The following is a 5,429-nucleotide window of genomic DNA, read 5'->3' on the forward strand; positions in this document are numbered from 1 at the left end:
CCATTCCATATTGATGACAGTATTTATACAAACCTATCTTACTTGTAAATTGTGGCTTAACCTTGATTATCTCAATACCTTCACGTATACATGCTGATTCGAGCATAGTTAGTAACTTACTATATATAAATCCATGTTTAATTCTTGCAAATTTACTCCCTACATCTTTGTCATTTTTAAATTTTAAATCTTCAATAGCGATTCCACAACCATAAGTTTTAGCTATTAATACAATTTGTTTTGCAAGTTCACCACATAGGTTTTCACGTCTATTACCCCTAGCATATAGTAACTCGCTTTGTTTCAAATAAGTATGCCATTTATAGTTACCCTTATTATCAATCATGGTTAAAGCAAAACCATCTGGATTGGTATCTATACCTATTATTCCATTATGTCCTGTATAAAGTGTTTCCGTCTTAGGAACATCAAAAGTAATATGAACATAATACTTACCATTTCTTTTTATCAATTCAACTTGATATGCTTTTCCTTAATTGCAGTGCAAAATACTAACATCATATTATCAATTATTGATTTCTGTTTGTCGTTTAGATTTATCAATATTGCTCTCATTGTTGTTTTCATTAATATTTTGCTCCTGCCTTTCTTTTTCTAATTCATTGATAGTTTTCTTTATTTTTCTTTCACCTCTTGCTCCATACAATCTAGCACTGAAACAACTAACTATACTTATTAAATCATTAACCATTTATTCATTTGGTTCTAACTTTTTGTTTTGTTCAACTGCTTCAATACTTACATTTAATGATTTTGCAAACTCTTTAAGATAATTATATCCAAATCTAGCTAACCTATCAGGATATTCAACTATTATAGTATATACTTCATTTAATCTTCTAAACATTTTAATTAATTGTCTACGTCTATCATTTAAACTACTTGCAACTTCTTCAAATATATAAACTACATTATATTGTCTTTTATTGCAATAATTTATTAATCTTTGTTTTTGTCTTTCCAAATTACCACTTTGTTGCTGTTTTTTAGTTGAAACTCTGCAATATATGAATACGTTTCTTTCTGTATTTTGATTTTCAATTCCTAATAATTTTTCTATATCTAATAGTTTATATCTTCTATGTCCACCTAAGGTTCTATACGCTTTAAGTTTACCTTCATTATCCCATCTTCTTAATGTTTTAGTATCTACACCAAGCATTTGACTTGCTTTTGATATATCTATCATATCTTTCATTAATTCTCACCTCTGATATAATAATATCAAAAGCTTATATACATGTCAGGTAAGCTTAGTTAATTTTGTCTAAGTTTGAGCATTTTTTAAACAACAGCTGTATTCTCCTATTACAAAGATCCTAATTTTTTATGCTTAGATCTATGGGTTACCGCTAATAATTCCAATTTTCAATAATATATCAATAGCTTCTTCTCTGCTAGTGGCTAATGGAACAATGCAATATCCATCATCTTCATTCCAGTCACCCCAGTTGCCTGAAATTTTTCCGTCTCCATCCTTATTTAAGGAATTTTTACTAAAAACGATTATCGCCATTTTACGAAACCAAGATCTTGAATATAAGCGTCCTAGAAAAAATGTATAGCGATTTGGGCGACCATTAACATCTTCTTCTGAGAGGTATGTGTATTCAAGAGGCCAACCATCATCAGAGAGATAAACTTTACTCAATTTCTCATTAGTAAGCTTATAATCAGAAATGACAATCTGCCCGTCAAACATATCATCGAAAAAAAGATTCCAATGATACCTTCCTTGAATCTTAACCTGGCATTGAACAATATAAGAGGGATCATCAATCTTTATCTCTATAGCATCATATACCCTATTAATTGGTATCGGGATGACAAAAGCTAAGAACATCAAGATTAGAAATGCCATAAATGTCCATTTAATAATTATATTCTTTCTATTTACTTGCATAATCCCCTCCCCTTAAAACACCACAGATGGTAGAGCCAATGCTACATAGCTTTAGTCTAACAAGCTCGTCACTATGCTGTAAACATCAATAGTTTCATTGTGAGTAAAATATCCCATAGTATTTTCATAGAGACTAATAATACTGCTGTATAGTGTTGAATTGCCATAGAATCCTGGAGTGTTACTATATTGAGCACCATATGTGTACGTACCGTATTCGTAATTATATGTGCCACCAGGTCTTACGCTTGTTGGCCATTTCGCATCAACCTTCAAGTGAGCTTTGAACTGTTCAGTGCTACCCCAATCATAATATGCATAACCAGAAATTCTATCAAGCTTATCTTGAATGAAGATTGTTCTTACATATAAATCACCAGATACTTTTGCTTTAAGGTAACCTCCAGATGAACTATAGGTTACAGAAAGTGGAGTATCAAAAGCTACAAAAATTGTTCGTTCCACTTCCAATCTTTGTAAGGGGTCAGGTACCTTACAAAAACTGGACTGCAGTTTTTGTTGCTAGTCTATCGGCTCTCTATTTTTTTAATATTTCTATAAACTGCTTTGACTTATACCTTACTAAAGCATTATCACTCTTAAGCCCTTCCTTCCATTTCTCCATGAAGTAATCCTTATTTTCAAGTATTGCATTAAATGTATTTACAAAAGCCTGATATAAAACCTTATCATCTATATGCTTATTCTCACAGCTCTTTTTTCCCTTGACCGTATATTTGTTATTGCATCTCCATACAATCCTTCTAAATCTCTCATCATTAGAATTCCAAACCTTTCTTCCGAAAACACTTCCACAGTGTCCACAAATAACTCTTCCTGCAAGTAGTAATATTTTCAAAATCATACTATAATATACCCTATAGGATACATTACAGTATAAACCCTTCGCTTTTTGTCTCACTGATGTTTAACTGTTTATTGTCTTTCCATTTCAATAAGATGTAATAACTTTGTTTCTTCAGTCCATTCACGATTACCACCTGTATGAGAAATGTATTTCATCCACATTCTACCAGTTGCAGTGTCTAAGATAACCATATTAATATCGTTTGCTTTATAAAATTCATACCTACCAATGTAATTTGTTCTATCAAGAAATTTCTGTAATTGATTAATTTTCATAAAAAGTCCTAGTACAATAACACCTAAAATAACTATTAGTGCAAGTAATGAAGTGAATTTTTTATCCATTTTAATACCACCTTCCTAATTTATATTATAATCTAATGAATATTGAATGCCTTTAGGTTTTTTTACATTATTTACGTATTCAGAACTACTGTAATATACTACTGTTTCCCCTGTATCTATGCCTCCATTATAAATTTTGTATACATCATACTTGTCTACTTTAACATTGTACAAATCATAGTCTATTGCTCCATAAAAATCTCTAGAATTATATTTAGAACTAGAGTCTGGTCCATTAAAAGATACGCCTTTTTTTCAAATTCTTTCATACGTTCCAGATGTTATGGAAATAGAATTGACATTTATAACTTTTTTAATTTTAGCTTCTACTGTGCCACTATATGTAACAGTACTAGAAACACTTTTCTCTTCTTCAAGGTATACAGTCTGACCTCTTGCTGCACTTATTAAAAACTTTCTATCGTTTGTTGGCCCGACATTATAACCTTTAAGTGTCTTACTACCAACTACATAATATGAATGGTTATACATTTCTTGTATAACTCCCATTATTGAAAACCCCATAGAAGTAGAATTTTTCATATTATCATCAATAAATATATATTTAGCATCTGGAGTACCTAATGGTTCTTCTATGTTAACTATTTTTAGTTTACCATCCTTTAACCCATTTGTAACGTTTTTAGCAAATGAAACCTTCCCTAATGATAACACTAACATAAAAACTAACATAAAACTTAATATTTTTTTCATAACATAAAACTTAATATTTTTTTCATAACATTAATATCCTCCATAATTATTTTGAATAGATTGAACTAATAAAAGAATCAATTTATCTCTTTGCAATACCCTCTTTTAAAAATACTTTTTGTGATAGTTCTATCAACTACATAAACAAGATTGTCTACGAATATAATTCTACCCCTCATTACAAATTTGTCAATAATTTCATTGTAAATATTTCCCGACATAAAGTAACAAGAATTTATTTAATGTTCTAACATATTACAAAAAGCCAGTTAAAGTAACGTACTACATCACTCAAACTGGCTCTCATTTATTTATCTATTCAATTACAACCTCAATCTCAGTACCATCAAGCAAACTTACAATAATCTTTTCCCCTCCAAATACCATCATCTTCTCAACAATACTAAAAAATAAATCCTTTAAAAATAAATCTTTTAGTTAAAAACCTTCAAAATCTTATTTTTATAAGGGACACATTACTTCGCTACTCTCCGTAATACGGGATTTCTTGCTAAGTTCAAACTTCGATAACTCATCTTCACTAAGCTTTCAGTGTCTATTTCTTATCTATCTTCACGACGCACTCAACATGGAACGAGGAAATGGGGTTGATGTCTTAGGCTGATTTTTGAACCTTACGTTCGCGGGAACATATTTAGTAGTTTTTAGCTGTTTTTTTGAAAATAGACGTTTAAGGAAACATATCGACTGTTTAGGCTTAATAAAATGAACATCAGTGTTTTTTATTAACCTGGTCCTGTATCCCAAGGATGTTTATGATCTCATCGACTTTTTTGTACAGTAATGCGTGGAGCGGGAACAACACTTCCGTGTCTACAAAAGCTGCGGTAAATATACTTTGCTCTGACCGGACATATCAATACTGAATACTGTGTCAGGCCCCTTTCGCAGCACTGGACATACCTGTGAGGAGATGGGGTAGCTTCGCCTATGGGAGAAAAAAGCAGAAAATCCTGCTTTGAAAATATACAGTAAATCCTACAAGAAACAGTTTTCATTGATTAAGTACGGAAAAATAACAAAAGAAGCCTTTTACTAATGGTCGGAAAAGGCGAAACAAAAGCCGGAGTTGTGTAAAAGGCAACATGGCTTTGAAAGCATTGCAAGCGTGGCTGGATGATTGAGACTTTTGTAGACCTATATTTATTAGAAAACGGGAACAAATAGAACATTACATTCTACCGATTATTCTGTTTGGGGTTCGGAAGAACCATTTTAGACTTGTAATTTACAAGTTTAAAAATTGAGTTAATAATTATTTAAATCTCGTAATACTTTTAATTAATTCATGGCAGTTAATTATACTACGAAAGTATAATGCACTAAAAATTAATAGCAATAACCCGTTGTGCTAATAGAATAATTTTTATTTAAACGATAATTATTCCATTAAGAATAAGTATAAGTATCCACTAAAATCAAGTTCGCTTGAGGAATAATTAACCAAATATAAGTTGTTTAATTTTAGCTGGATTTACATTAATACCTAACGTTTTATTGATAAAGAAACAAAGATTATGAGCTAATACTTTATTAATTATTCTAGTAATAAAGCCCC

At 30.8% G+C, this 5,429-nt stretch carries 9 protein-coding genes and 1 pseudogene; all 10 read right to left on the reverse strand.

Going from position 1 to position 5,429, the window contains the following annotated elements; genetic code table 11:
* On the reverse strand, nt 1-472 hold a 472-nt coding region (locus CLTEP_RS13390; RefSeq protein ID WP_242863952.1), incomplete at its 3' end, for an IS200/IS605 family accessory protein TnpB-related protein.
* Between the two features lie 54 nt (nt 473-526).
* On the reverse strand, nt 527-712 hold the full coding sequence (locus tag CLTEP_RS15215) for a hypothetical protein (RefSeq protein WP_066827532.1): 186 nt from the start codon (nt 710-712) through the stop codon (nt 527-529).
* Nucleotides 713-1,219 (reverse strand): IS607 family transposase, encoded by a 507-nt coding sequence (locus tag CLTEP_RS13400; RefSeq protein ID WP_066827534.1) that lies wholly within the window; start codon nt 1,217-1,219, stop codon nt 713-715.
* A 141-nt stretch (nt 1,220-1,360) separates the two neighbouring features.
* Nucleotides 1,361-1,924, reverse strand: coding sequence for a hypothetical protein (locus tag CLTEP_RS13405; protein WP_066827536.1), 564 nt, complete (start codon nt 1,922-1,924; stop codon nt 1,361-1,363).
* Nucleotides 1,925-1,975: 51 nt separating this feature from the next.
* Nucleotides 1,976-2,389: a hypothetical protein gene (locus CLTEP_RS13410; protein ID WP_066827538.1), complete on the reverse strand. Its 414-nt coding sequence runs from the start codon at nt 2,387-2,389 to the stop codon at nt 1,976-1,978.
* Between the two features lie 73 nt (nt 2,390-2,462).
* The gene (locus CLTEP_RS13415; protein WP_066827539.1) at nt 2,463-2,789 is read right to left on the reverse strand and encodes a recombinase zinc ribbon domain-containing protein; all 327 of its coding nucleotides are present in this window, start codon (nt 2,787-2,789) and stop codon (nt 2,463-2,465) included.
* A 71-nt stretch (nt 2,790-2,860) separates the two neighbouring features.
* On the reverse strand, nt 2,861-3,136 hold the full coding sequence (locus CLTEP_RS13420) for a hypothetical protein (RefSeq protein ID WP_066827541.1): 276 nt from the start codon (nt 3,134-3,136) through the stop codon (nt 2,861-2,863).
* Between the two features lie 15 nt (nt 3,137-3,151).
* Complete coding sequence (locus tag CLTEP_RS14985) at nt 3,152-3,310, reverse strand: hypothetical protein (RefSeq protein WP_161938388.1); 159 nt, start codon at nt 3,308-3,310, stop codon at nt 3,152-3,154.
* Between the two features lie 81 nt (nt 3,311-3,391).
* Complete coding sequence (locus CLTEP_RS13425) at nt 3,392-3,850, reverse strand: hypothetical protein (RefSeq protein WP_066827544.1); 459 nt, start codon at nt 3,848-3,850, stop codon at nt 3,392-3,394.
* Nucleotides 3,851-5,310: 1,460 nt separating this feature from the next.
* Nucleotides 5,311-5,429 (reverse strand): annotated as a pseudogene (locus CLTEP_RS14755) (IS982 family transposase); the annotation flags it as partial.

Origin of the sequence: Clostridium tepidiprofundi DSM 19306 (genome assembly GCF_001594005.1) — a bacterium.
GTDB lineage: Bacteria > Bacillota > Clostridia > Clostridiales > Clostridiaceae > Clostridium_AC > Clostridium_AC tepidiprofundi.

Excerpts from the sequence above, each read along its gene's own strand:
- CLTEP_RS15215 (WP_066827532.1), bottom strand. The coding sequence starts at position 712 with ATGGTTAATGATTTAATAAGTATAGTTAGTTGTTTCAGTGCTAGATTG.
- CLTEP_RS13400 (WP_066827534.1), bottom strand. The coding sequence starts at position 1,219 with ATGAAAGATATGATAGATATATCAAAAGCAAGTCAAATGCTTGGTGTA.
- CLTEP_RS13405 (WP_066827536.1), bottom strand. The coding sequence starts at position 1,924 with ATGCAAGTAAATAGAAAGAATATAATTATTAAATGGACATTTATGGCA.
- CLTEP_RS13415 (WP_066827539.1), bottom strand. The coding sequence starts at position 2,789 with ATGATTTTGAAAATATTACTACTTGCAGGAAGAGTTATTTGTGGACAC.
- CLTEP_RS13420 (WP_066827541.1), bottom strand. The coding sequence starts at position 3,136 with ATGGATAAAAAATTCACTTCATTACTTGCACTAATAGTTATTTTAGGT.
- CLTEP_RS13425 (WP_066827544.1), bottom strand. The coding sequence starts at position 3,850 with ATGAAAAAAATATTAAGTTTTATGTTAGTTTTTATGTTAGTGTTATCA.